At 61.8% G+C, this 23,860-nt stretch carries 20 protein-coding genes and 5 pseudogenes; 15 read left to right on the forward strand and 10 right to left on the reverse strand.

The annotated features are described in order from the left end of the window. Positions 1-30: 30 nt before the first annotated feature. Together NKG60_RS17545 and NKG60_RS17550 are read left to right on the forward strand one after the other, a co-directional pair. Positions 31-915: pseudogene (locus NKG60_RS17545) on the forward strand (IS1380 family transposase); the annotation flags it as partial. A 168-nt stretch (positions 916-1,083) separates the two neighbouring features. Then, positions 1,084-1,248 (forward strand): annotated as a pseudogene (locus NKG60_RS17550) (LysR family transcriptional regulator); the annotation flags it as partial. Here NKG60_RS17550 and NKG60_RS17555 read toward each other — a convergent pair. Together NKG60_RS17555 and NKG60_RS17560 are read right to left on the reverse strand one after the other, a co-directional pair. Beyond that, positions 1,235-2,440, reverse strand: a complete 1,206-nt coding sequence (locus NKG60_RS17555) for a beta-ketoacyl-[acyl-carrier-protein] synthase family protein (protein ID WP_352453892.1) — start codon at positions 2,438-2,440, stop codon at positions 1,235-1,237. The pseudogene NKG60_RS17550 and the gene NKG60_RS17555 sit on opposite strands and share 14 nt — an antisense overlap. Continuing rightward, the gene (locus tag NKG60_RS17560; RefSeq protein WP_352458906.1) at positions 2,441-2,716 is read right to left on the reverse strand and encodes an acyl carrier protein; all 276 of its coding nucleotides are present in this window, start codon (positions 2,714-2,716) and stop codon (positions 2,441-2,443) included. A gap of 576 nt (positions 2,717-3,292) precedes the next feature. Here NKG60_RS17560 and NKG60_RS17565 point away from each other — a divergent pair. Together NKG60_RS17565 and NKG60_RS17570 are read left to right on the forward strand one after the other, a co-directional pair. After that, positions 3,293-3,394: pseudogene (locus NKG60_RS17565) on the forward strand (LysR family transcriptional regulator); the annotation flags it as partial. A gap of 97 nt (positions 3,395-3,491) precedes the next feature. Then, positions 3,492-4,834: pseudogene (locus NKG60_RS17570) on the forward strand (IS1380 family transposase). A 694-nt stretch (positions 4,835-5,528) separates the two neighbouring features. Here the strand turns inward: NKG60_RS17570 and NKG60_RS17575 are convergent. The 8 genes from NKG60_RS17575 to panB all read right to left on the reverse strand — a co-directional run bounded on the left by NKG60_RS17575 (position 5,529) and on the right by panB (position 12,963). Next, complete coding sequence (locus tag NKG60_RS17575; RefSeq protein WP_352549690.1) at positions 5,529-5,783, reverse strand: helix-turn-helix domain-containing protein; 255 nt, start codon at positions 5,781-5,783, stop codon at positions 5,529-5,531. 421 nt (positions 5,784-6,204) lie between these two features. Then, on the reverse strand, positions 6,205-8,028 hold the full coding sequence (gene glmS, locus NKG60_RS17580) for a glutamine--fructose-6-phosphate transaminase (isomerizing) (protein WP_352975248.1): 1,824 nt from the start codon (positions 8,026-8,028) through the stop codon (positions 6,205-6,207). Between the two features lie 814 nt (positions 8,029-8,842). After that, a complete protein-coding gene (locus NKG60_RS17585) occupies positions 8,843-9,253 on the reverse strand; it encodes a DUF2285 domain-containing protein (protein ID WP_352618332.1) in 411 nt (136 codons plus the stop codon). Positions 9,254-9,311: 58 nt separating this feature from the next. Next, positions 9,312-9,686: a transcriptional regulator domain-containing protein gene (locus tag NKG60_RS17590; RefSeq protein ID WP_352975249.1), complete on the reverse strand. Its 375-nt coding sequence runs from the start codon at positions 9,684-9,686 to the stop codon at positions 9,312-9,314. After that, positions 9,683-10,333: an acyl-homoserine-lactone synthase gene (locus NKG60_RS17595; RefSeq protein WP_352458529.1), complete on the reverse strand. Its 651-nt coding sequence runs from the start codon at positions 10,331-10,333 to the stop codon at positions 9,683-9,685. Before NKG60_RS17595 ends, NKG60_RS17590 begins: the two co-directional genes overlap by 4 nt. 93 nt (positions 10,334-10,426) lie before the next feature. Next, entirely contained in the window at positions 10,427-11,152 is a 726-nt protein-coding gene (locus NKG60_RS17600) for a LuxR family transcriptional regulator (protein WP_352975250.1), read from the reverse strand. 93 nt (positions 11,153-11,245) lie between these two features. Continuing rightward, positions 11,246-12,106 carry a pantoate--beta-alanine ligase gene (panC, locus tag NKG60_RS17605; protein WP_352711541.1) on the reverse strand — a complete coding sequence of 287 codons (861 nt, stop codon included), beginning with the start codon at positions 12,104-12,106 and terminating at the stop codon, positions 11,246-11,248. Then, positions 12,103-12,963, reverse strand: a complete 861-nt coding sequence (gene panB / locus NKG60_RS17610) for a 3-methyl-2-oxobutanoate hydroxymethyltransferase (RefSeq protein ID WP_352975251.1) — start codon at positions 12,961-12,963, stop codon at positions 12,103-12,105. The genes panC and panB overlap by 4 nt, the downstream gene beginning before the upstream one ends. 173 nt (positions 12,964-13,136) lie before the next feature. Here panB and NKG60_RS17615 point away from each other — a divergent pair, with 173 nt between their 5' ends. From NKG60_RS17615 to NKG60_RS17665, 11 genes and pseudogenes are all read left to right on the forward strand, one after another. Then, entirely contained in the window at positions 13,137-14,105 is a 969-nt protein-coding gene (locus tag NKG60_RS17615) for an NUDIX hydrolase (RefSeq protein ID WP_352975252.1), read from the forward strand. A 66-nt stretch (positions 14,106-14,171) separates the two neighbouring features. Next, the gene (gene nadA / locus NKG60_RS17620; protein ID WP_352975253.1) at positions 14,172-15,146 is read left to right on the forward strand and encodes a quinolinate synthase NadA; all 975 of its coding nucleotides are present in this window, start codon (positions 14,172-14,174) and stop codon (positions 15,144-15,146) included. After that, on the forward strand, positions 15,143-16,684 hold the full coding sequence (locus tag NKG60_RS17625; RefSeq protein ID WP_352975296.1) for an L-aspartate oxidase: 1,542 nt from the start codon (positions 15,143-15,145) through the stop codon (positions 16,682-16,684). The genes nadA and NKG60_RS17625 overlap by 4 nt, the downstream gene beginning before the upstream one ends. Further along, entirely contained in the window at positions 16,684-17,538 is an 855-nt protein-coding gene (gene nadC / locus NKG60_RS17630; RefSeq protein ID WP_352458523.1) for a carboxylating nicotinate-nucleotide diphosphorylase, read from the forward strand. Before NKG60_RS17625 ends, nadC begins: the two co-directional genes overlap by 1 nt. Before the next feature lie 95 nt (positions 17,539-17,633). Continuing rightward, entirely contained in the window at positions 17,634-18,632 is a 999-nt protein-coding gene (gene bioB / locus NKG60_RS17635) for a biotin synthase BioB (protein ID WP_352975297.1), read from the forward strand. Next, positions 18,629-19,768 (forward strand): 8-amino-7-oxononanoate synthase, encoded by a 1,140-nt coding sequence (locus tag NKG60_RS17640; RefSeq protein ID WP_352975254.1) that lies wholly within the window; start codon positions 18,629-18,631, stop codon positions 19,766-19,768. The genes bioB and NKG60_RS17640 overlap by 4 nt, the downstream gene beginning before the upstream one ends. An 11-nt stretch (positions 19,769-19,779) precedes the next feature. After that, positions 19,780-20,415 carry a dethiobiotin synthase gene (bioD, locus tag NKG60_RS17645; RefSeq protein ID WP_352484144.1) on the forward strand — a complete coding sequence of 212 codons (636 nt, stop codon included), beginning with the start codon at positions 19,780-19,782 and terminating at the stop codon, positions 20,413-20,415. After that, a complete protein-coding gene (locus NKG60_RS17650; RefSeq protein ID WP_352690220.1) occupies positions 20,415-21,680 on the forward strand; it encodes an adenosylmethionine--8-amino-7-oxononanoate transaminase in 1,266 nt (421 codons plus the stop codon). The genes bioD and NKG60_RS17650 overlap by 1 nt, the downstream gene beginning before the upstream one ends. Further along, positions 21,677-22,660 (forward strand): 3-oxopimeloyl-[acyl-carrier-protein] synthase BioZ, encoded by a 984-nt coding sequence (gene bioZ / locus NKG60_RS17655; RefSeq protein WP_352453536.1) that lies wholly within the window; start codon positions 21,677-21,679, stop codon positions 22,658-22,660. Before NKG60_RS17650 ends, bioZ begins: the two co-directional genes overlap by 4 nt. A gap of 60 nt (positions 22,661-22,720) precedes the next feature. Then, positions 22,721-23,030: pseudogene (locus NKG60_RS17660) on the forward strand (aspartate 1-decarboxylase); the annotation flags it as partial. A gap of 45 nt (positions 23,031-23,075) precedes the next feature. Continuing rightward, complete coding sequence (locus tag NKG60_RS17665) at positions 23,076-23,267, forward strand: NrtR DNA-binding winged helix domain-containing protein (RefSeq protein ID WP_352975302.1); 192 nt, start codon at positions 23,076-23,078, stop codon at positions 23,265-23,267. The last annotated feature ends 593 nt before the right edge of the window (positions 23,268-23,860 follow it).

Genomic DNA, 23,860 nt, shown 5'->3' on the forward strand with positions numbered 1-23,860 from the left:
CCGAACCATTTCCCGGAGACCACACCCACCATGAACGATCTTGCGCTGCCGCTGAGCGGTTTGTCATCAGTCGGCGGCAAGTCCGTCGTCGCCCGTTTCGACGGCGGCATGCTGTCGTCCAACAGCGGCGTTCTGGCCTTGGCCGAGGTGGAAAAGCGGTTGCGGGTGGCCGAGCGTCTGGCGCGTTGCATCGACGATCCGCGCTGCCCGGACCAGGTCGTCCACAGCCTGGCGGACATGATCGGCTTTCGCATGAAGATGATCGCCGCCGGCTACGAGGACGGCAACGACGCCAACCGGCTGCGCCGCGATCCGGTCTTCAAGATGGCCCAGGATGCGCTGCCGTCGGGTCGGGATCTGGCGTCGCAATCGACGCTGTGCCGGCTGGAGAACCTACCCGGCGTGCGGGAGCTGGTCGCGATGGGACGGGCGATGGTCGATCTCTATTGCGCCTCGTTCCGGCAGGTGCCGAAGCGGATCGTACTCGACATTGACGACACCTTCGACGCTGTGCACGGAGGCCAACAGCTTCGCCTGTTCAATGCCCACCATGACGAGTACGGCTTCCAGCCGATCGTCGTGTTCGATGGTGCGGGACGGTTCGTCAGCGCGATCCTGCGACCGGCCAAGCAGCCGAGTGGGGCTGAGATCCGCCCCCACCTGCGCCGTCTGGTGCGGGCGATCCGGATCAACTGGCCGAACATTCGAATCCTGCTCCGCGGCGATAGCCATTATTGCAACCCGCAGGTCATCGACTGGTGCCGCGCCAACGACGTCGACTTCATCTTTGGCCTCGCGCCCACCACGACCCTGCGCAAGCATGTCGCGGATCTGGAGGCCAGCACGACGGCGCGCTTCGAAGCGTCGGCCAAGACAGGCAAGGTCCGCAGGTTCAAGGAGTTCGTTGACGGCGCCCGCGGCGCGGCCGGGCCGGCAGCACTCAGGCGACTATAACGGGCGCAGAGCCGACCCTGCGGCTTCCAGACATTGTCGTGTACAGCTTCAGACCCTCAAGCCGAGCCCGCAGGGCCTCGCTTACCTTTTACGGGGCGGCGGTACGTCCAAGCCGCTTCAACAGTTAAGAATTTCGCAAAGACGATACCCCCGGATCGTCGAGCTTCCGCTGCCACTTCCCGCATTCGCCGAGGCGGTCAATGACCCGCCCTTCACAATAGTTATCCGGCAAGCATCTGGATGCGAGAGATAATGTTGCCGGAGGCATCTCTCATGGCTTCTACACCTGCCTGAACGCCAGAACCGCGTTCGTGCCGCCAAAGGCGAAGGAGTTGCTCAGTGCCACGCGCACCTTGCGCTCGCGTGCCACATTGGGCGTGACGTCGAGATCGCAATCGGGGTCCAGCTCACGATAATTGGCAGTCGGCGGCACGACGCTCTCGCGGATAGCCATCACGCAGGCGATCAACTCGAGCGCGCCGGACGCGCCGAGGCAATGCGCGTGCATGGACTTGGTAGAAGAAATGGACATTGAGAAGGCGTGCTGACCGAAGACGCGCTTGATCGCCGCCGTCTCGATCTGGTCGTTGGCCTTGGTGCCGGTGCCGTGCGCGTTGAGATAGTCGACATCCTCGGCGTCCAGCCTGGCATCGGCAAGGCAGGCCCGCATTGCTGCCTCCGGCCCCTCGACAGTCGGCGCGACGATGTCGGACGCATCGGCGGAAAGGCCGGCACCGGCAATTTCGGCAAGGATGGTGGCGCCCCGAGCCAGGGCATGCTCGTAGCTTTCCAGCACCGCCATGCCGGCGCCTTCACCAAGCGACAGGCCCTGGCGATCGGCCGAGAATGGCCGGCAAGTATCGGGCGAAAGCACGCGGATCGCTTCCCATGCCTTCAGCACACCCCATATGAGCGGCGCTTCGCTGCCGCCGGCAAGCATCACGTCGGCCCGGCCGAGCCTGATCTGGTCCACCGCGCAGGCAATCGCATGGTTTGCCGAGGAACAGGCGGACGTGACGCCGAAGACCGGCCCGCGCAGGCCGAGACTCATGCTGACCTGGCCGGCAGCGGCACCCGGCATCGCCTTGGGTACAGTCAAGAGAGCGGCACGCTTACCGCCCAGAAGGATGGCGCGGTAGGTTTGCTCGATCGCATCCCACCCGCAGCCGCCAACGCCCACCGTCGCACCGAAGCGATAGCTATTTCCCTCTTTGGAGGAAAGTCCGGCCTGACGCATGGCTTCGCGCGCCGCAAGCACAGCGAGCAGGCTGAAGCGGTCCATGGAGATGAGTTGCTTGCCGTCGATGTCATGCTCCGGCAGCGCCTTGATCTCGGCACCGATCCTGACCCTCAATTCATGGAGCTCGGAGTTGACGATTGGGCCGATGGCGGAGCGGCCTTCTCGCATCTCTGTCCAAATGGCGGCGGCGTTGGTCCCAAGCCCGCAAATACCGCCAATCCCAGTAATCACGACGCGCCTGTCCATTCACACCCCCTTAGCGAGCAAGCTGCGCACGGCTTCCACCATGTCCCCAACATTCTGGAGATCCGACCATGCCTCGGCCGTATTCATCTCGATCTGGATGCCGTAGGCCTGCTCCAGGTCCCAGAGAACGTCCGCCAATCCCAGTGAATCGATACCGAGTGAAGTCAGTCCCGTGGCAGCCGTTATCTCGCCGCCTGTGGCAGGCGCTATGCCGCCCTCCGACGCGGCGCGCTTCTTGATAATGGCGATTATTTCGTTGGCGAGTTGATCTGCCATCTTGTTCCTTTCCAGCTTGCGTTTTCGGCGTCGTTCAAAACCCGAGTCGCGTCGCGTTGCCAAAATTGCCCCTCATAGAGCCTGTGCGACCGACCAAGCCCAATGCCCATAGGAACCGGACGAGTTCCGGCTTCTGCGGCGTCAGCCCGATGACGAAGAAAAGTCGCCGGCCTCCCGCTTTTGCGCCAGCACATCAAGAATCTGCGTGTAAATGGATAGGAACCGTCGTCAAACGTCAGCTAAACGCTGCGACGGTGGGTGCTGTCAGCGTATTCACTCGGCACCTCATATGTAATCGAGATGTTTCATAGCTCCGGACCAGTTGCGATCAACTATTGTACCGGTCCGCCATTCGTCGGAGAGTTCGACATGATCGGAGCGCTGCCTCTCATTCCCAGTACAATCTCCACCGCACGCGACAAATTTCCTCTTTCGGGCTCTTCTCATCGGACTCGCCACGCGAATAGAGGCAGTGATCGGCGCACGTGAGGTCCTGCCAAGTCCATGCGACATTCCGGAAAATTGGTAAAATCGTTTGTTTCAATCAAATGCATCCACGCTATGGATAGCTAAGACATGCGTTTCAAAGGGCTCGATCTGAATCTTCTCGTCGTTCTCGACGCGCTGCTGAGCGAGCGCGGCCTCACGGCGGCGGCACGCCGCATCAACCTAACCAAATTCATGGGGGTTGGTGGATGTGGCGCAAGCCGTTGAAATGACGTAGGATTTGGTTGCTTAAGCCGATCCGAACCATTTCCCGGAGACCACACCCACCATGAACGATCTTGCGCTGCCGCTGAGCGGTTTGTCATCAGTCGGCGGCAAGTCCGTCGTCGCCCGTTTCGACGGCGGCATGCTGTCGTCCAACAGCGGCGTTCTGGCCTTGGCCGAGGTGGAAAAGCGGTTGCGGGTGGCCGAGCGTCTGGCGCGTTGCATCGACGATCCGCGCTGCCCGGACCAGGTCGTCCACAGCCTGGCGGACATGATCGGCTTTCGCATGAAGATGATCGCCGCCGGCTACGAGGACGGCAACGACGCCAACCGGCTGCGCCGCGATCCGGTCTTCAAGATGGCCCAGGATGCGCTGCCGTCGGGTCGGGATCTGGCGTCGCAATCGACGCTGTGCCGGCTGGAGAACCTACCCGGCGTGCGGGAGCTGGTCGCGATGGGACGGGCGATGGTCGATCTCTATTGCGCCTCGTTCCGGCAGGTGCCGAAGCGGATCGTACTCGACATTGACGACACCTTCGACGCTGTGCACGGAGGCCAACAGCTTCGCCTGTTCAATGCCCACCATGACGAGTACGGCTTCCAGCCGATCGTCGTGTTCGATGGTGCGGGACGGTTCGTCAGCGCGATCCTGCGACCGGCCAAGCAGCCGAGTGGGGCTGAGATCCGCCCCCACCTGCGCCGTCTGGTGCGGGCGATCCGGATCAACTGGCCGAACATTCGAATCCTGCTCCGCGGCGATAGCCATTATTGCAACCCGCAGGTCATCGACTGGTGCCGCGCCAACGACGTCGACTTCATCTTTGGCCTCGCGCCCACCACGACCCTGCGCAAGCATGTCGCGGATCTGGAGGCCAGCACGAGGGCGCGCTTCGAAGCGTCGGCCAAGACAGGCAAGGTCCGCAGGTTCAAGGAGTTCGTTGACGGCGCCGCTAGTTGGAGCCGCGTCGAGCGCATCATCGCGCGGGTCGAGGCCGGCGCCCAAGGTGGCGATATCCGCTTCGTGGTCACCAACCTTGCCGGTGGGAAGGCCAAGGCGCTCTACGAGGATGTCTACTGCCGGCGCGGCGCGGCCGAGAACCACACCAAGTCGTGGAAGACGCATCTTGCCGCCGACCGCACATCCTGCACCAGAGCGACGGCCCCAACCAGTTCCGGCTATTCCTGCATGCCGGTGCTTACTGGTTGATGTGGGGCTTGCGGGCCGCGATGCCGAGGCGCTCGAGCTTTGCCGTCGCCCAATTCGACACGCTGCGATTGCGCCTCATCAAAATCGCTGCGCGGGTGGTCGAGATGAAATCGCAAATCCGCCTGCACCTGCCGACATCGTGCCCCGACCAGCGCATCCTGCGCATCGTCCTCGATCGCATCCCCCAACTCGCGACATAACGATGGGGGCAGACGCCCCGAAACGAACCCGTCGACCGCAACCTGCAAACCCCCGCCTGACATCACGACGGAGCAATCCCGGCGCCTGACGAGGCGCGTGGAAAAGCACCGCAACGGCGACCACAACGTCGCTTCAGGCCGTCAAAAGCTTATCGCCGTGCATCAAGGCGGCTAGAAGCGCGCCGGCAGCCTGGCGGGGGGCTTGGGGTTAGACTGCCGGCGCACGCCACTCATGAAGAGCGGCCCCTTTTTGCGGTTCCGACACCCATAGTCAACCCGGCAGCGTCTGGATCCCCGCTGTGCTCTTTTCAGAGCGGCTCGCGATGCCGGCCATGTCGGCCGATCCTGCCCAGGATGGGGGGCCACCCTCGTCGGCCGAGTTGATGCTCCAGCCAGTATCGCCTTGCCGACCAGCATGGGTTCGCCGTTAGCAATCCATCCTCGCGAGCCAATGCTATCGTGCACGTGTCGCAGCACTCCGGGCGGCTATATCGCCTACGACAGCATGACGAAGCGTTCCAACTTCCTGTTCGGCGAGCCCGCGTGCAGTTCCTGACTCGGACAGTGGACGAGAATTCTCTTGGCGGTACTGCGCCAGAAGGCATTCGCGTCTAACGGAATCAAGCGACGACTATCAGCCGCAAACGTCACATCACAAGAGCGGTCTTCCACCCATTGCAGATTATCCGACTGATCAGGCGGCGTCCGATATGTCCGACTCTGCCTCAAGAATTCCCACAGGTATGGACAGCGATCTCGCTATCCGATTCCGATAGCCCTTATTGTACTTTAGACCCCGCTCGATGTTTTGGATTTCCTGAGCGGCAAGCCCGCACGCGACCGCGAGGTCCTCGATTGAATACCCAAGGTGCTCACGATAAGCGCGGATGATGTGGGTCCCCTGCGACATAGCCGTCAAGACTGGCTCGGGAATGCGCGAATCCTTCATAAACGTCTCCAAGAAGATGGGAGCGCCTGACAAATCGGGAGATTTCCTCCCCGACCCTGGCGCACACCCAGCAAATCAAAAAAATGGACGTCCATTCGGCCGGACCGGCCTCATCCATGGAATGGACCACTTGAAATTGGCAGCCGGGTCGGAATATGGCGGCTCACCTGCTTCTGATCAAGTTCTAAGAACCTGCCCGCCATGAGATGGCCTGATCGGCTGTAGCGCATTCGACCTGCGATCCTACACGACTCATTCTCCCCGATGGCTTTCTTGAACAGCAACTCGAACTCTCACTGACGCCTCCAGTGGCTATTCGCGGCACCGTCCAGCCAGCCTCGCGGACGCTGATACCTTCGACCAATTTCCACCGCCGATGCAGCGAAGATGGACAAGCATCGCCACCTATAAAGGTTCACAATCACTCGACCGTGACCGATTTTGCGAGATTGCGCGGCTGGTCTACGTCTGTGCCCATGAAGAGCGCCGTGCGGTAGGCAAGAAGCTGTATCGGCAGCGAGAAGATCATCGGCGCGATAATCTCGTCGACAGCCGGCAACACGAGCGTGTGCATGGTGTTGAGTTTCGATGCGGCTGCCCCTTTTTCATCGGTGATGAGGATAATCCGCCCTCCACGGGCAGCCACTTCCTGCATGTTGGAGACGGTCTTGTCGAAAAAGCGATCATGAGGCGCGATGACGATCACTGGCATGTTGTCGTCGATTAATGCGATCGGACCGTGCTTCAATTCACCCGCCGCATAGCCCTCGGCATGGATGTAGGAAATCTCCTTGAGCTTCAGCGCACCTTCCATCGCTAGCGGGAAACTGGTGCCACGGCCGAGATACAGGACGTCACGACACTTTGACAGTTCGCGCGACAGGAACTCGATCTCCGGCTGGATGCTGTTGAGTACCTGGCCCATGACGCGCGGCACTTCGGCGAGGCTCCTGACGAGCGCCTGCAGCTCGTCTTCGGTTACGGTCCCGCGGGCTCTGGCGGCGCCGATGGCGAGTGCGGCTAGAACCGCAAGCTGGCAGGTAAACGCCTTGGTGGAGGCGACGCCAATCTCCGGTCCGGCAAGGATCGGGAAGACCGCATCGGCCTCCCGAGCGATGGTCGATTCGCAGGCATTGACGATAGCGCCAATTTTCAGCCCACGCTCCTTGCAGTACCTCAACGATGCGAGCGTATCAGCGGTTTCGCCGGACTGCGAAATGAAAAGAGCCGCCGACTGCGGCGACAACGGGATCTCGCGGTAACGGAATTCGGACGCAACGTCGATTTCAACTGTCAGGCGCGCATAGCGCTCGAACCAGTATTTTCCGATCAGTCCGGCGAGATAGGCGGTCCCGCAGGCCGAGATCGCCAAGCTCGGGATCCTGGCGAAATCGATGCCAGAAACCATGTCGGCGCGATTTTCTATGATGTTGCTATAGTGACGGAGAGCATGGGCGATGACTTCGGGCTGCTCGTAGATTTCCTTCTCCATGAAGTGGCGATGATTGCCCTTGCTGGCCAGATCGGCCGCGGCCGTGGAGGTATGGCGCGGACGCTCGACGGGATGGCCGTCGAAATCGAAGATATGGGCGCCCGAATTGCCGACAATGGCCCAGTCGCCCTCGATGAGATAGGTAATTTCATTGGTGAAGGGAGCAAGCGCGATCGCGTCGGAGCCCAGGAACATCTCGCCGTCGCCGTGACCGATCGCCAGCGGTGGTCCGTTGCGCGCCGCCATGATGGTCGACGGATCATCTTCGAAGAGGACGGCAAGCGCATAGGCGCCCCTGACGCGTTTCAGCATGGCACGCATCGCCTCTTGCCGCCTCATGCCCTCCCGGCGGTGTCTTGCCAAGAGATGCGCGATGACCTCGGTGTCGGTGTCGGTCTGGAACTCGGCGCCAGCCGCCGCCAATTCGTCCTTCAGCTCGGTGAAATTCTCGATGATGCCGTTATGGACGACGGCGACACCGTCGGCAAAGTGCGGGTGCGCATTGCGTTCCGTCGAGGCCCCATGGGTTGCCCAACGCGTGTGGCCGATGCCGATGTTGCCGCTCAGCGGCTCTTCCTTCAGTCTCCTCTCGAGATTGACGAGCTTGCCCTCGGCGCGCCGGCGGTGCAAGACACCTTCGGTGATCGTCGCAACGCCGGCGGAATCATAGCCGCGATATTCCAAACGCTTCAATGCGTCGACCAACCGATCCGACACCGTCTGTTGCCCAACGATACCAACAATCCCGCACATGTTCGTCTTCCCATTCTTGCCGGCAGCTTCAGCCTACGCGAGACGGATACCCATCCGGCCGCTTTCATTGGGAGATCTTCTAGTAGTATTGGGTAATATTGGTATAATTGATTGTAGGGATAGCTATCATCCACCCCATGGATAAGACGCGTTTGGGGCCTGATCTAACTTCCTCGTTGCGCCTGACGTCCTCATGACCGAACGCAAGCCCACACCCCGCGGCACGAAGGAACAATCGGCCATGCGCGATCATCCCGGCCACGCACCTGACCACGAACCGCCGCCGCTCGTGGTCACGCGGTGATCGGCATGATCACACAGCACTGTAGTTAGGCAGCATCAGCGACGCATGGCCGGCATCATCATCATCGGCAACTCGGCGCCGTCGGCATGATTCACGTGTTCGTCACGTTGATCATAATCATCGTCGCCGCCGATCAAGTTTCTGATTGCCTGCCGCTTTGACGCGGCTTTCGCCGGTAGAGCTTAGCCCGCGATGGCCTATCAAAACGCTGTTAGTCCGCATGGCCGAAACCGAGAGTCAGGCGGCGCACGCCACAGAGCACGTTCAGCGACCGTTTCAGTCAGCGCCGGCTTTCTTGGGGTTCGTAACGGTCATCAGGATTCTCGGGGCATGAATGCACTATCACGAAAGCGTTGGTTCTCAGTGCTTCGTCCGTATTACTCAAACCCGATTCCCGCAGCGGAAGAACTAGGCGCGTGTCACGTTTTGTACAAGGCACAATAGCAGTGAGAAATGGAGATTGATGCCTGCCCGTTTTCGGATAAGACAATCACCGAGCTGTCACCCGAATTACATCAGGAACTGTCTATAGCCACCGCCCATCAGGTAGCGGCCACGTTGGATGGCGCGACGCACCTGATCGCGAAGATGGCTACCTGGATGAGACCAATCTTCTTCGACACGGCGTCTCCCGAACAGGGCAATGGCGATCTCCTGATGAGATGCTCCCGCAAGCGAGCCATCCAAAGCCTGGAGCACGATACGCAGACGCGCTCCGCGGGGTTCCGGCGGAAAGCAAGCAGCTGCCAGGCGGCCGCAACCACTGATGTCGTTCAGGAACTGAAGGGCAGCGACATGGAACTTCAGGTGCTGCGGCTGCACGATCGCGTCGACATATAGCCGCAACGGGCGGAGAACGGATGCACCGGAAAGGGCGATCTGCAGACTCCGGCAGTCCTCCCTCAGCAGCACGTGCTGCACGCCGGCAGGTGTCAGCAGGATGTCCTTGCAGCATGAGAGCGACGAAAGATCAAGCGTTTCAAAATCGTGGTCGAGCCCAACCAGCTCCGCGGCCGCTCGTAGAATACGGGCGCAGTCGCGCGGATCCCAAAAGACCCTCGCCGACGTAGCGTCCGACTGTGGCGCGTCCGCGAAAAAGGAGGCTCCATTGTCTTAGGAAAGATGATCCTGTCGTCAACTCGATTATGTTCATGTCGGCCTGGGCTCCGACAATGCAGGCGGACGGTGCCATTTTGGCGTGGTCGCGCTGGAATTGTGGATTGCGCCGAAGAAACTCCCAGGCCCAGGCAGTGCGTGGCAATCGTCTGGCGTAGTGGTAAGCTTCGTGACGACGCCAGTCCGGCCAGCATACAAGACCGACCGTCGCTTCCTTGGGCAGACCAGCATCATTCACGGCTCAGGTGTCCACAATGCCGACGGGCCTAGAACCGGTTGCCACAGTACCGGTCCGCTCAGACGTCCCCTGCTGCGGATGCGCAAAAGGCTCGCGCGGGAAATCTCGAGAAACCCGGCCACCGCCTCCGTTTTGCCGACGGACTTGGGTTGTCCGATGCGCGACAATGGCCACGTCGCGAGGCGAAGGATCCGTTCCATGCGCGTGTCCGTCACCGTTACTATCCGGGTCAGATCCTTGGCCAAGCCGAACTCGATCATGCCCGCGAAGAGCTCGTAGGTTGCCTGGGCCAGTCCGCCCGCTGCCTTGGGCGCCGACGGAGGAAGATCGAGCGCGAAACGACTGCTCTCCCATATGTCGGAGGTCGAGGGCACGACGTCAGCACCCAGCAGCACCGGGAACGTGTCGCGCAACATTGTGGGTCCGGTGCTGGGCAAAAGACGCACGCAACCGCGAATTCGCCAGTCGGATCCCTTGAGGAGCAGATAGACAGGCTTCAGACCATCAAACGGGTCTGTTTCCATCTGGTCTTCGGTATCAACTTCCCAATCGAGCCTTTCCTTGAACACCCGAAACCTGAGCCCGTGCATCTCTTTGAGCTCGCTTGCGAACTCGTCGTAAAGGTCTGGTGTTATCAGCTGCATCATGGTCGCCTCCGTGCGGAATGTGTTCCCGCCATCGAAGGGCAAAGCCGGCAGCGATGCAGCCTGTAGAGGTTTACAGCTATCGTGGCCGACGAATCAGGATCTCGCCTGGCCGGAGGCAGCCAGTCGTGCAACGGCCTGGTTGATCGTTCGAACGCCAAGCTTTGCCTTGGCGTTTTCCAGATGAAAGGTCACGGTGCGCTTTGAGACGCCGAGAAGCTGGCTGATAACCCAAGCCGACTTGCCGTGCGCCGCCCATTTCAGGCACTCGAACTCCCGCGGGGTGAGCGTTACACCATCCACCACGCGATCGTCGGCGAGCCTGCGCCGGACATGGATATGAAAGTTGATGGCCACCAGCTGCAATGCTTTTTCGTAACGTGTCAGTGACCGCAACAGAGGCGGCCGGGACTCGTCGGAAGCAAAGGTCAGGGCAGCAAACCGGCCGCGATGATCATGCATGGATATCGTCAGGCCGCCGCGGATGCCAAACTCAGCCGCACTCTCCAGAATTTGTTGCTGCGAATTCGGCAGACAGTGCCGACCGCGATCCACACCCCAGTCGAAGGTATCCCAGCCTTGCAGCCCGCGCAGGATGACCGGATCAAGACTGTGGTACCGCTGTTGCAGATAACGTGATGTCCAGGATGAAGGATAGTTTGAGATCAATTGCGGGGCGTCGCCCGAGGCCGACGGGTAAGTGAAATAGGCGAATAGCGGAAAATCGAAGCCGGCTGCAGCGGATGCCATTGCCTCACGGAGATCGGCAGCATCAACACTTGCAGACAGTTGCTCGACGAAGTTCTCAAACACGCGATGCATTTGCGCTTTGCGTAACCTCCGTGATCGCTCGATGCCAGGCAGAGACCTTGTTTTAAACGATTCCGGACGGATACAGCGCGTGCCGAGAACCCGTTAATCTGTTGAAACCCGTGATATTCTGACGTTGTCTATGAGCCGTGTGCCGCCGAGCCAGGCCGCGACAAGCAAGCGTGCAGGTCGGTCAAGGCTTGTCATGGGTCGCAGATCTGCCTCGTCGCGAAGTTCCAGGTATTCGACCTCGCGATAGCCCGCAGCCAGAATTGCTGCGCGCGCTTCGGCAAGCGTTGGCAGGACGGGCGAGCCGCGGGCAAGCCGCTCAGCCGTCTCGAGCAAGACCGATGATAGCTCGGGGGCAACAGCACGCTCTGCTGGCGAGAGCCGGACATTGCGCGATGATAGTGCAAGACCGTCGGCTTCGCGGACTGTCGGACAAGGAACAATGGTGATTGGAATATCCAGGTCCCGGGCCATACGCCTGACTAGCTGAAGCTGCTGAAAGTCCTTTTCGCCAAAGAAGCCGAAGTCAGCGCTGGTCTGCAGGAAGAGCTTGGCGACGACGGTCGCCACGCCATCGAAATGTCCCGGCCGGAAGGCACCGCACAGGCCCTCGCTGACACCGGACACCGAAACGGTCGTGGCGAAGGCCGCCGGATACATCTCCTCTGCGTCCGGCGCATAAAGCAGGTGCGCGCCAAGCGGTGCCAGCTTGGCGGCATCCTCGTCCTCGGTGCTCGGATACGCGGCGAGATCGGCCTGGCTGTTGAATTGCTTCGGGTTGACAAAGAGCGTCACGATCACCCGGTCGGCCTTCTCGAGTGCCGCGCGCACCAGGCTGAGATGGCCCTCATGCAGGACGCCCATCGTTGGCACCACGGCAATCCTCACGCCCTCGCGGCGCCATGCGGCGACGATTTGGCGAAGCTGGGCAACGCTCCTGACAATCGGCACGCTCACGCTGCTTCTCCGCTCTTGGCCGCGTCCGCGTCGGCGGGCTTGGGCGCATCGGCAAACACGTGCTCGGCGGCCGGAAACTGGCGCTCCTTCACTTCCCGCGCATAGGCCGCGATCGCAGCCGCAGCGGCCTCCCCCAGTTCAGCATAGCGCTTGACGAATTTGGGCCGGAAGTCGCCGAAGAGGCCCAGCATGTCGTCGACGACGAGAATCTGGCCGTCACAGGCTGCCGAGGCACCGATGCCAATGGTCGGGGTCGCCACCTCCCCGGTGATCCGGCGGGCGAGCGCCTCGGGAACCTTCTCCAGCACGACCGCAAAGGCGCCCGCTTCGCTCACCGCAAGCGCGTCGCGCCTGATGCGTTCGGCATCCCCGCCTCTGCCCTGCACGCGGTAGCCACCGATGGTGTTGATCGCCTGCGGCGTCAAGCCGACATGGGCCATGACCGGCACGCCGCGCGCGGCGAGGAAGCCGATCGTCTCTGCCATCGTTTCGCCGCCTTCGAGCTTGACGGCCGCGCAGCCGGTTTCGGCCATGACGCGCGCGGCATTGCGGAAAGCCTGCTCGGGGCTTTCCTCGAAGGAACCGAATGGCAGGTCGACGACCATCAGGGCCTGCTCGAGGCCACGGCGCACGGCCTGGCCGTGCGTGATCATCATCTCCAGCGTCACACCGAGCGTCGAGGGCAGGCCGTGGAGAACCATGCCGACGCTGTCGCCGACCAGCACCACATCGCAATGGGGATCGACAAGCCGGGCGACTGGCGTCGTGTAAGCGGTAAGGCAGACGAGCGGCGTCCCACCTTTGCGCGAACGAATATCCGGCAGTGTGATCGCCTTGGTGTCACCAAACGCACTCAATGGACCCTCCTTCCCCAACGTTACCAAACCGCGGGTGTCGCGTTTGCCACATTTTTGTGCAAGTGCGAAGAGCTAAAAATGGCCGTGCAGCTGTGCGGTGTTGACGTGCGGACAGGCGCGCTTACATTTAATCGATTCAGGCGCTCCCGAGCTGGCCAACCACTTTCGCGAACATGGACGATCAGGCAAAAGGACCCAGGAAAGACAGAGCCGCCGTCAAGGCCGACGAAGTCAAAGTGGACCTGATCGCCTTTGTCGTCGCCGTAAACGACAGTGAACCCTGTGTCCTCACCATCGGCCAGGCGGACACCCTGCCCTCCGGACCATTTGCGCTTGAGCACCGATCGCTGCAATCCGGTTTGAGGGGGTGGGTCGAGCAGCAGACCGGCCATCCGCTGGGGTATATTGAGCAACTCTACACCTTCGCGGATCGGGATCGCATCGGCGCCGAGCGCCAGCAGCGCGTCATCTCCATCAGCTATCTCGCATTGACCCGCAAGGAACAGGCAGCTGGCTCGCCCAAGTGCGGCTGGCAGAGCTGGTACGAATATTTTCCATGGGAGGACCACCGCTCCGGCACGCCTCCGGTCGTGCTGGACGTTCTGCGACCGCGCCTGATTGAATGGGCAGACGGCGTCAGCGACGCGGCCACGCGACGTGAACGCTGGCAGCGGGCGACGATAGCCTTCGGCTTCGACGACCGCCTTTGGAACGAGGAACTCACGCTTCAACGCTATGAGTTAGTCTACGAAGCAGGCCTGGTCCAAGAGGCCGGAAGCGGACGGGACGCGACGCTGCCTCCGCTGGTGCCCAGCAAGTCTATGGTCGCCGATCATCGCCGCATCGCGGCGACCGGCATTGCGCGGCTGCGCTCCAAGATCAAATACCGGCCGGTCGTCTTTGAGCTGATGCCGCCGGTCTTCACGCTTTTGCAGCTGCAGCGAACCGTGGAGGCGCTTGCCGGCAGGCTCGTGCGTAAGCCGAACTTTCGCCGGCTGATCGAGCAGCAGGAGCTGGTCGAAGAGACCGGAGAGGCAACCGCGGACACCGGCGGCCGGCCAGCGAAGCTTTACCGGTTCCGCCACGCCGTTCTCGACGAGAGGGTCATCGCCGGGACAAAATTGCCGCTGGCGCGGGGTTGACATCGCTTATACTCACAGCAAGTATATGCTGGTTATTTTCAACTAGAGTATAAGCTGGAGGGGTCGATGAGCGCCATGCTGCCTGCGACCGCGTTTCTCTACGAGCGCGTCCGACGAGTGATCCCGCCGATCGAATGGCCGGCTTTCGTCGAGGATATCGAGGCGATCCTTGCACTGAAGCGCGAGCGCAACGCCATCATCCTGGCGCACAACTATCAGACCCCCGAGATCTTCCATTGCGTGGCCGACATCGTCGGCGACAGCTTGGCACTGGCCCGCACGGCTGCGACGATCGAGGCGCAAGTCATCGTGCTTGCCGGCGTACATTTCATGGCCGAAACGGCCAAGCTGCTCAATCCGCAAAAGACGGTGCTCATTCCAGACCTGCGGGCAGGCTGTTCGTTGGCGGAATCGATCACGGCAGAAGACGTGCGCTTGATGCGCCAGCGTTATCCCGGCGTGCCGATCATCACTTATGTCAACACGTCGGCCGAAGTGAAAGCCGAGTCGGATATCTGCTGTACATCCGGCAACGCCAAGGCGGTCGTCCAATCCCTTGGCGTTCCCCAGGTGATCATGTTGCCGGACGAATATCTGGCCCAGAATATCGCCGCCCAGACCGATGTGCAGATCATCGCCTGGAAAGGGCATTGCGAGGTGCATGAGCGCTTTACACCGACCGACATCCGCGAGTTGCGCGAAAGCCATCCCGGCGTGATCGTGCTCGCGCATCCCGAATGCCCGCCCGACGTCGTGGCTGAAGCAGATTTTTCCGGCTCGACCGCTGCCATGTCCGACTATGTCCAAAGGCAAAGGCCGGCACGTGTCGTGCTGATGACGGAATGTTCGATGAGCGACAACGTAGCGTTAGCGCACCCAGAGGTCGAGTTCATCCGGCCCTGCAATTTGTGCCCGCACATGAAGCGGATCACGCTTGCCAACATCCGCATGGCGCTCGAGCAGAACCACCATATCGTAACCATCGAACCCGGGATCGCCGGGCGCGCGCGGCTTGCGGTCGAACGGATGCTGGCAATTTGAGCGCCGATGTCCGCAGCTTCTTCGGGCGGCCCATCATCATCGGCGGCGGCATCGCCGGATTGATGACCGCGCTTCAACTGGCGCCGGAGCCGGTGCTGCTTCTGTCCAGGACGCTGCTGGGAGCTGACAATTCGAGCACCTGGGCACAGGGTGGTCTGGCTGCAAGTTTCGGCGAAGACGACGATCCGGCACTGCACCTGGCCGATACGCTTGCCGCCGGGGATGGTCTCTGCGACACAGACGTGGCGAGCCGCATCCTCCAAGCCGCGCCCAAGGCGATAGAGGGGCTTGCGGGCTTTGGGGTTCCCTTCGACCGTACGCCGAAAGGATCACTGTGCCTCGGATTGGAGGCCGCACACAGCCGACGTCGCATCGTTCATGCGCATGGTGACGGCACCGGGCGTGAGATCATGCGTGCCCTGATCGCGGCTGTGCGTTCCACACCGTCGATTGTTGTCGTGGAGGGCGTGGAAGCGCGCCGGCTGGCAGTGCGAGAGAATGCGATCCGAGGCGTCTGGGCGAGCGGTTCGATAGGACCTGTCTTCTTCGGCTCACGGCGGGTCGTCCTCGCCACCGGTGGGATCGGGGGACTGTTTCTCGACACCACGAATCCTTCGGGCAGTTACGGACAGGGCCTGGCGCTTGCGGCCCGCGCTGGAGCTGTCCTTGCCGACCTCGAGTTCATCCAGTTCCACCCGACCGCGCTTGACGGCCCGGAACGCCCTATGGTGCTGCTCAGCGAGGCCGTCCGCGGCGAAGGTGCTGCCCTGATCGACGAAACCGGCCAGGCTTTTCTCCAGAGCGTGTCAGGGGCGGAACTTGCGCCTCGTGATGTCTTGGCGCGCGCCGTCTGGAACCATCTTGCCAACGGCCACCGTGTTTTTCTCGACGCGCGGCAACGGCCTGGCCCGGAATTTGCTCGACACTTCCCGACAATCGCATCAGCCTGTCGTGGAGCCGGCATCAATCCCGCGCGCGATCTCATCCCCATTCGTCCGGCCCAACACTACCACATGGGTGGCGTTGCCGTGGACGGCTCCGGTAGGACCTCCGTCAAGGGGCTGTGGGCCTGCGGCGAAGTCGCTTCGACAGGACTGCATGGCGCCAACAGGCTCGCCAGCAATTCCTTGACCGAGGCCGTCGTGTGCGCGCGCTGGGTCGCTGAAAGTGTCGCCGGAACGCCTGCTCGCAGAACAAAGCCTGCGTTTGCGGGCGTTTACCCATCGCCCGCTCCGATTCCGGTGCGTGTTTTCCTGTCGCGCGCACTCGGCATCGTCCGGGATGGTGAAGGTTTGAAAGCAGCCGCATATGCCTTGTTGCCGCTCGCCGAAAGCAAGGACGCGGCCTCGGATCCGGCGGCTGTCGGGCTAATGATCGCGGTTGCCGCCCTGTTGCGCGAAGAAAGCCGCGGCGCTCATTACCGGACAGACTTTCCTCATCATGCGACTGTCGCCCGACGGTCCGAAATCACCCTCGAAGCCGCCTTGGCCGCTGCGCGGGAACTCGGACACTCGCCAAGCCTCGAAGGGGCAAAGTGATGACGCTCTCACCGCTTCCCACGGTCATGCTTGAGCCGCTTGTAAGGGCAGCTCTTCTTGAAGACCTTGGCAGAGCCGGCGACTTGACCACGGAGGCCATCGTGCCGAAGGCACACCAAGCGGGAACCGTGCTGGCGGCGCGCCAGTCCGGAGTTGTCGCCGGCCTCGATCTGGCGATGCTCGCTTTCCGCTTGATTGATCCTGATGTCGAAATTTCGGTGGAGCGGGCAGACGGCTGCAATGTCATGGATGGAGAGGTCATTGCATCAGTGGTTGGCCCTGCCCGGGCCATTCTCACAGCCGAACGGACGGCACTCAATTTTTTGTGCCATCTGAGCGGCATCGCTACAGCAACGGCATCGATCGTCGCTGCGGTTCGTGGATATGGCGCGAAGATCGTCTGCACGCGCAAGACGACGCCCGGATTGAGGGCAGTCGAAAAGTACGCGGTGCGCGCGGGTGGCGGATCCAATCACCGTTTCGGCCTCGACGACGCAATTCTGATCAAGGACAACCACATCGCCATCGCAGGCGGCGTTCGCCCGGCGCTCGAGCGAGCACGAAGACGGGCCGGTCATCTCGTCAAGATCGAAGTCGAGGTCGATACGCTGGCCCAGTTGGAGGAGGTACTTGGCTTCGCTCCCGATGCGGTTCTGCTCGACAACATGTCCCTCGCCGATCTTCGCCGGGCCGTCGCAATCGTTGGCGGCCGTGCTATCACCGAGGCTTCTGGCGGGATCGCATCCGATACAGCGCGAGCGATTGCCGCGACCGGCGTTGATCTGATTTCAGTCGGCCGACTGACCCACAGCGCGCCGATCCTGGATATCGGGCTCGACTATTGGGGCTCATGATTGCCTGAGGAACGAACAGGATCGAATCAACTGTCCTTTCCGATCGTCATCAATCAGACAGCAAAGCAAGGCAGAACCGGAGGAACAGCATGGACATGCAAACAGCCAGTCCAACGCAGACATCGCCACAGGCTCAATCCCCTGACCCTGGAGCGTGGACCCTGGAGAAGGCTCGGGCACTTCACGATGCCCCCTTCAACAATCTCCTCTTCCTCGCGCAAACCGTGCACCGCCAGAATTTCGATCCAAACAAGGTCCAGCTCAGCCGGCTGCTCAGCATCAAGACGGGCGGATGCCCGGAGGATTGCGGCTATTGCAGCCAGTCGGCGCATCACGAGACCGGCCTGAAGACGTCGAAGCTGATGGAGGTCCGGCACGTCGTCGCCGAAGCGAAGAAAGCGCGTGACGCCGGCGCCACCCGCTATTGCATGGGCGCGGCCTGGCGAAACCCCAAGGCGCGCGACATGGATGCGGTGGTGGCGATGGTCGAAGGCGTCAAGGCGCTCGGCATGGAGACCTGCATGACGCTCGGCATGCTCGATCTTGAGCAAGCCGCTCGACTGAAGCAGGCTGGTCTCGACTTTTATAACCACAACATCGATACGTCGGAACGCTACTATAGCGAGATCATCAGCACGCGCAGCTTTGCCGAGCGGCTCGAGACGCTCGAGCACGTTCGCCAATCCGGCATCAAGGTCTGCTGCGGCGGCATTGTCGGCATGGGCGAGGAGCCGGTGGACCGGATCGACATGCTGGTGACGCTGGCCAATCTGCCGGAACATCCGCAAAGCGTTCCGATCAACATGCTGATTCCGATCGCCGGCACCCCGCTTGCCGACGCCAAGCCGATCGAGCCGATCGAATTCGTGCGCGTCATCGCGCTGGCGCGCATCATGATGCCGAAATCGCACGTCCGTCTTTCCGCCGGCCGTACGGCCATGACCGACGAGATGCAGGCACTGTGCTTTTTTGCCGGCGCCAACTCGATCTTCGTCGGCGACACGCTGCTGACGGCGCACAATCCCGGTGAGGACAAGGATACCCTGCTGTTCCGGCGCCTTGGCATCGAGCCGATGGAACTCGAGGCGCAATGAACGGGGCACCGCTTGCCCGCTATGAGGCGACCTTGCAGGGACTGGCGCGCAAGGACCGGCTGCGGACGCTGAAGCCGCGCGCCGGGCGCGACTTCTCGTCGAACGACTATCTCGGGCTTGCCGCCTCCAAAAGACTTGGCGATGCGGTTGCGGCGGCGATTGCGCGGGGCACGCCGGTTGGCGCCACCGGGTCGCGGCTGTTGCGCGGCAATGCACCGGAACACGAGCAGCTCGAGGCAGACGCGGCGGCATTCTTTGGAGCCGACCGCGCGCTGTTCTTCGGCAGCGGCTACATCGCCAATTTCGCTCTGCTGACGGCGCTGCCGCAGAAGGGCGACCTTTTGATCCTCGATGAGCTCGCCCATGCCAGCATGCATGAGGGGGCACAGGCCGGACGTGCCGAGTTCAAGCTGGCCGCGCACAACGACGTCGATGCTGTCGAGGACGCGATCAAGCGTTGGCGCGCCGAAGGCGGCATGGGATGCGTCTGGATTGCGGTGGAAAGCCTATACAGCATGGATGGCGACTGCGCGCCTTTGGAGAGCCTGGCCGCGCTTGCCGATCGGCACAACGCATTCATCGTCATTGACGAGGCGCACGCGACCGGCGTCTGGGGACCGGACGGCCGGGGGCTGGCCGCCGCTTTCGAGGGCCGCGACAACATCGTCGCGCTCCACACCTGCGGCAAGGCGCTCGGCGCATCTGGTGGGCTCGTGACCGGGCCGAGGACACTGTGCCAGTATCTGATCAACCGTTGCCGGCCATTCATCTACGCCACCGCGCCATCGCCGCTGATGGCGGTCGCGGCGCGCGAAGCGCTCGCAATGCTCGCCGACGAGCCTATGCGGCGTTTTCAGCTGCATGAACGCGTCGCCCTCGCAGGCCGCCAATTGGTCGATCGCTGCGGCGTGATACCAAGTGGCTCTCAGATCCAGCCCTTGGTGATCGGCGATGTCAGGCGCACCATGGCAGTGGCGGCGCGCCTGCAGGCCCGCGGCTTCGACATACGCGGCATTCGTCCGCCGACCGTGCCCGAGGGCACGTCGCGGCTGCGCATCTCACTGACGCTCAATATCGGCGAAGCCGACATTTCCGCCATGGTCGAGGCGCTCGTCGAGGTGTTGGCCCAGACATGACCGGAGGCGACATGACCAAGCGCATCGTCATCACCGGAACAGACACCGGAATTGGCAAGACGGTGTTTTCGGCCGGGCTTGCCGGCCTGCTTGACGGTTTCTACTGGAAGCCGGTGCAATCGGGCCTCGACGGCGAGACCGACAGCGAGGCGGTTGCGCGACTTGCCGGGCTGCCGTCGGGGCGCGTGCTGCCGGAAGCCTACCGCTTGAAGAGCCCGCTTTCGCCGCATCGTTCGGCCGAAATCGACGACGTTTCGATCGAGGCTGCCGATCTTTCGTTTCCGGTCCTGCCGACACCGCTCGTCATCGAAGGCGCCGGCGGGCTGATGGTGCCGCTGAACCGCCGGACAAGGTTCATCGACATATTCGCGCAGTGGCAGCTGCCGGTCATTCTGTGCGCCCGCACCGCGCTCGGAACAATCAATCACACCCTGCTGTCGATCGAGGCCCTGCGGGCGCGCGCTATCCCGCTGGCTGGCATCGCCTTCATCGGCGATGAGATGACCGATACGCAACGGACGATCGTGGAATTCGGCGACGTGCCGCAACTCGGCAGGCTGCCGCACCTCGATCCGCTGACGGACAAAACGCTGAGACAAGCGATGATTGCCGGCTTCGACCTCGCTTTGATTGCCGGAGGCGAATGATGCCGCAATCCCGTGTGTGGCATCCCTTCACCCAGCACGCGCTCGAGCCGGCGATCCCTGAAATCGTCCTGACTGAAGGCGCGTATCTCCACAAAGCCAATGGCGTGCGCATTCTGGACGCCATTTCCTCCTGGTGGGTCGTCACCCATGGCCACCGCCATCCCCGCATTATAAAGGCAATCGAGACGACCGCCTCGAGCCTCGACCAGATCATCTTTGCGGGCTTCACCCACGAGCCTGCCGAATGCTTGGCCAAGGCGCTTGTCGGACTCGCTCCCGCCGGACTCGACTGGGTGTTCTATTCCGACAGCGGCTCGACCAGCGTCGAAGTCGCCCTGAAGATGGCGCTCGGTTATTTCCGCAACATCGGCGCGCCCCGCTCGCGCATCGTCGTCATGGAGCACAGCTATCACGGCGACACGATCGGCACGATGAGCGTCGGTGCGCGTGGCGTGTTCAACGCCGCCTACGAACCCTTGCTGTTCGAGGTCGACACCATTCCCTTCCCGGCCGCCGGCCGCGAGCAGGAAACGCTGGATAGATTCGAGGCAGTCTCCCGCGACCGGCGCGCCGCCGCGCTGATCGTCGAACCGCTCGTGCTTGGCGCCGGCGGCATGCTGATGTATCCGGCCTCGGTTCTGACCGGATTGAAGAAGATTGCCGAAGCCTCCGGCACGCTGCTGATTGCCGACGAGGTGATGACCGGCTGGGGCCGCACCGGGAGAATGTTCGCCTGCGAGCAGGCATCGATTTCTCCAGATATCCTGTGCACCTCCAAAGGCTTGACCGGCGGCGTGATCCCGCTGGCGGCCACGCTTGCCACCGATGCGATCTTCCAGGCTCATTATTCAGCGGATCGCAAGAAGACGTTTTTCCACTCGAGTTCCTACACGGCCAATCCGATTGCCTGCGCGGCAGCACTCGCCAATGTCGAGATCTGGCGTGACGAGCCGGTGGCCGAGCGGATCGCGGCCTTGAGCGAGAGACAGGCCGCCGGGTTTCGACGCTTTCGCGACAATGCCAACTTCACCGACAGCCGCGCGATCGGCACGATCCTGGCTCTCGACCTGCGCGCCGGCTCTGCCGGCTATCTGGCCGAGATCGGACCTAAGCTTCGGGCCTTTTTCCTCGAGCTCGGCCTGCTTGTGCGCCCGCTCGGCAATGTCCTTTATCTCCTGCCGCCCTATTGCGTCACCGGCGACGAACTCGATCGGCTCCATGACGCGATCGAGGAGGCCGGCGAACGCTTCGGCTCAAAGCCATGAGCAGGTTGTCGCGCCTTCTCGGGTTTGGCCATCATGCGCCTGGCCGAAAGGTGGCGAATGCCGAAATTGAGAACAATCTCGGCCTCGAACCGGGCTGGATCGAGCGGCGTACTGGAATCCGGTCGCGCTTCTGGGCAACGGACGAAGACACGCTGTCTGGTCTTGCTGCGCAGGCCGGCGCCATGGCGCTGGCCAGCGCCGGCATTGCGCGCCACGACATCGGTCTGCTGCTGCTTGCCACCTCGACGCCCGATCACCTCCTGCCGCCCAGCGCGCCCCTGGTCGCACATCGGCTGGGGCTCGGCCGCGCCGGCGCTGTCGATCTGACCGGCGCCTGCGCCGGCTTCATCTATGCGCTGATGTTTGCGGACGGATTTACCCGCCTGCACGGCAAAGCGAGCCTTGTTATCGCCGCCAATATCCTCAGCCGCCGCATCAATCCCTCTGAGCGCGCCAGCGCCGTGCTGTTTGCCGATGCCGCCGGCGCCGTCGTGATCGGTCCGTGCGAGGATACTGGTCGGGGGATTCTCGGTGCCTCCGTGGATTCGGACGGCTCGCGATACGGCCTGATCCAGATTCCCGCAGGAGGAAGCAACATCCCGTTCCACGGTGACCTCGACCTCGCGCAAACCCGAATGACGATGACCGACGGCCGCGAAGTGTTCGCAAAGGCCGTCGAGATGATGACCGATTGCTCGATAAGCGCGCTAGCCGCTGCCGGAGTGCGACCGCAGGATGTCGACCGGTTCGTGCCGCATCAGGCCAATGCTCGCATTTTCGATGCTGTCGGGAGTAACCTCGGCATAGCGGATCAAGCAATTGTCAAGACGATTGCCGAATACGGCAACTCTTCGGCCGCGACGATCCCGCTCTCACTGTCGCTCGCCAATCAAGCGGAGCCGTTTCGGCCGGGCAAGAAAATACTCCTGGCGGCGGCAGGTGCGGGACTCAGCGGCGGGGCGCTCCTCGTCGGGATTTAGCCCAGCGAAGCTGCTCAACATGAGGACTGACTTTGTGAGATGAATAGGACAACGGGACCAATGCGAAAAATAGTCGCCGGCAAGCTGCACGGCATCCACGTCACCGAAGCAAACCTCAACTACCACGGTTCGATAACGCTCGGCCCTGACCACTGCGAAGAAGCCGGGATCCTGCCAATGGATTCGTGGGAGACATGGAGCAAGACTTCCGGCGCGCGAATCTCGACCTATGTCATCCTCGGAGAGCGCGGCTCTCGATGCTGCATCCTCAACGGCGCGGCCGCCCGGACCTGCCAGCCCACTCCATCCATCTGGACGAAGCGCGCATTCCTCTCTGAAGCCGCGGATCGTTACATTCGTCATCAACAATGTCGTCGGCTTTCTGACCGATGGCAATGCGCTGACGCGGACGGCGTTGACGATTAGATCGGCAGGGGCGCTTCAGCAGAACTTTCGCCGGTTGATGGAGCAGCAGGAACTGGTGGAGGAGACCGGCGAAAGTGCATTTGATACCGGCGGTCGGCCGGCGAAGCTTTATCGCTTCGGCCACCATGTCCTCGACGAAACGGAGGTCGCCCGGACAAAATTGCCGCTGGCGCGGGCTTGACATCCTTTATACTCAACGTAGAAATATCCCTTATAATCAATTCGATTATAACGAGAAATTCATTCGCACCGTCCGAACCCACGGTCTCGCTCGGGAAGCCCGTATGAGTGGATCTAAGTGATCTTGGAAATGAAACGCCCGAGGACGGGCTTTCAACCTTTGTCGTGAAGGAGGTGCCGCGCGCCTGGGCCAATGCCTTGCGGCAACGGTGAAGGATGTATACCGCCAGTAAACGCGTGCGTCAAAGTCGCTATCGAATGTACAGTTCGTCCAAATGTGCGATACGTTCGATTTGTGCAAGTAACACTTGGAAAAGTGTTGCATAAAAGAAACGTCTAATTATATAAAGCTGGCAAGCTAAACTTTAAACTTGCACAAATTAGCATCGCGGATAGCGTCCCACTGTGAAGCGTGCACTGCGATGTGCGTCTGTTTCGATCGTTGGGGGGGGGCAAGACGGTCGTCAATTGATGTTCTTCCCTTTTTTATTGAGAGGCAAAAGTTGAAGCCGCAAGACGGCTGCTAGGTTGCGCGCATACGAAAACGCAACACATCGCCGTCCCCCCCCAACTTCATGTCTTCAACGCTCTTTC

The sequence above is a fragment of the Mesorhizobium sp. M1428 genome (assembly GCF_040317515.1).
Taxonomy (GTDB): domain Bacteria; phylum Pseudomonadota; class Alphaproteobacteria; order Rhizobiales; family Rhizobiaceae; genus Mesorhizobium.

Excerpts from the sequence above, each read along its gene's own strand:
- NKG60_RS17555 (WP_352453892.1), bottom strand. The coding sequence starts at position 2,440 with ATGGACAGGCGCGTCGTGATTACTGGGATTGGCGGTATTTGCGGGCTT.
- NKG60_RS17560 (WP_352458906.1), bottom strand. The coding sequence starts at position 2,716 with ATGGCAGATCAACTCGCCAACGAAATAATCGCCATTATCAAGAAGCGC.
- NKG60_RS17575 (WP_352549690.1), bottom strand. The coding sequence starts at position 5,783 with ATGAAGGATTCGCGCATTCCCGAGCCAGTCTTGACGGCTATGTCGCAG.
- glmS (WP_352975248.1), bottom strand. The coding sequence starts at position 8,028 with ATGTGCGGGATTGTTGGTATCGTTGGGCAACAGACGGTGTCGGATCGG.
- NKG60_RS17595 (WP_352458529.1), bottom strand. The coding sequence starts at position 10,333 with ATGATGCAGCTGATAACACCAGACCTTTACGACGAGTTCGCAAGCGAG.
- NKG60_RS17600 (WP_352975250.1), bottom strand. The coding sequence starts at position 11,152 with ATGCATCGCGTGTTTGAGAACTTCGTCGAGCAACTGTCTGCAAGTGTT.
- NKG60_RS17615 (WP_352975252.1), top strand. The coding sequence starts at position 13,137 with ATGGACGATCAGGCAAAAGGACCCAGGAAAGACAGAGCCGCCGTCAAG.
- nadA (WP_352975253.1), top strand. The coding sequence starts at position 14,172 with ATGAGCGCCATGCTGCCTGCGACCGCGTTTCTCTACGAGCGCGTCCGA.
- nadC (WP_352458523.1), top strand. The coding sequence starts at position 16,684 with ATGACGCTCTCACCGCTTCCCACGGTCATGCTTGAGCCGCTTGTAAGG.
- bioB (WP_352975297.1), top strand. The coding sequence starts at position 17,634 with ATGCAAACAGCCAGTCCAACGCAGACATCGCCACAGGCTCAATCCCCT.
- NKG60_RS17640 (WP_352975254.1), top strand. The coding sequence starts at position 18,629 with ATGAACGGGGCACCGCTTGCCCGCTATGAGGCGACCTTGCAGGGACTG.
- bioD (WP_352484144.1), top strand. The coding sequence starts at position 19,780 with ATGACCAAGCGCATCGTCATCACCGGAACAGACACCGGAATTGGCAAG.
- NKG60_RS17650 (WP_352690220.1), top strand. The coding sequence starts at position 20,415 with ATGCCGCAATCCCGTGTGTGGCATCCCTTCACCCAGCACGCGCTCGAG.
- bioZ (WP_352453536.1), top strand. The coding sequence starts at position 21,677 with ATGAGCAGGTTGTCGCGCCTTCTCGGGTTTGGCCATCATGCGCCTGGC.